A 951-nucleotide genomic window follows, 5' to 3' on the forward strand; every position below is an offset into this window, starting at 1 on the left:
CCAATACTGCGCCTGCTTCTGCAGCCGTTCCCCCGACAGCCATTGGCGTTGCCAGGCGGCATAATCCGGATATTGGATCGCCAGCAGCGGCAAAGGATCGTCCTGTCCAGCCTCGAACGCCTGGTAAAGCTGACTGAGTTCACGCAGCAGCACGCCCAGCGACCAGCCGTCCGAGACGATATGATGCTGCGTCAGCAGGAAGACGTGTTCCGCATCCGACATCCGGATCAGACGCCCGCGGATCAGCGGCCCCCGCGCAAGATCGAATAGCGTGCGCGCCTCTTCATGGCACAGATCCAGAAGCGCCGCCTCTGCATCCGGCCGGCCCCGCAGATCGTGCTCCAGCACCGGCAGCCCCGCATCCGGCGGCAGAACCTCAACCCGGGGCTTGCCCTCCGGTGCGACAAAGACACTGCGCAGCGCCTCATGGCGGGCAAACAGACGGTCGAGGCTGCGCTGCCACGCGGTGCGGTCGAGCACACCACGCAGCCGCAGGGCCAGCGGAATGTGATAGTTCGTGCTGCCCTCGTCCAGCTGCGCCAAAAACCATAGCCGCTGCTGCGCAAACGACAGCACAAGCGGCTCATTGCGCGACACCGTCGCAATCGCCGGCAGGTCTTGCGGACCGGAGCGGCTCAACACCTCGAAGATGCTTTCGGCCAGATCGGAAAGCACCGGCCTGGCGAACAGCCTCGTCAGCGGCAGTTCGACCCCAACAGCCCGCGACAGCCGGCTCAAGAGCTGCACCGCCAGGAGCGAGTGGCCACCCAGCTCGAAGAAGTGGTCGTGGCGCCCGATGCGCTCGACCCCGAGAAGCTCCGCCCAGATCTGCGCCAGCGCCGTCTCGATCGCGCCGCGCGGCGCCTCATAGGCCGCCCGCGCATAGGCCTCGTCCTCCGGCGCCGGCAGCCCCTTGCGGTCGAGCTTGCCGTTCGCCGTCAAGGGCAGCGC

1 protein-coding gene is annotated in these 951 nt (G+C 67.0%); it reads right to left on the reverse strand.

All coding sequences use genetic code 11. The features are described 5' to 3' along the window. A partial coding sequence (locus tag NKJ23_RS34470) for a condensation domain-containing protein (protein ID WP_352685182.1) occupies nucleotides 1–951 on the reverse strand: 951 nt, incomplete at both ends.

This window comes from Mesorhizobium sp. M0184, from assembly GCF_040322215.1.
Taxonomy (GTDB): Bacteria; Pseudomonadota; Alphaproteobacteria; order Rhizobiales; family Rhizobiaceae; genus Mesorhizobium.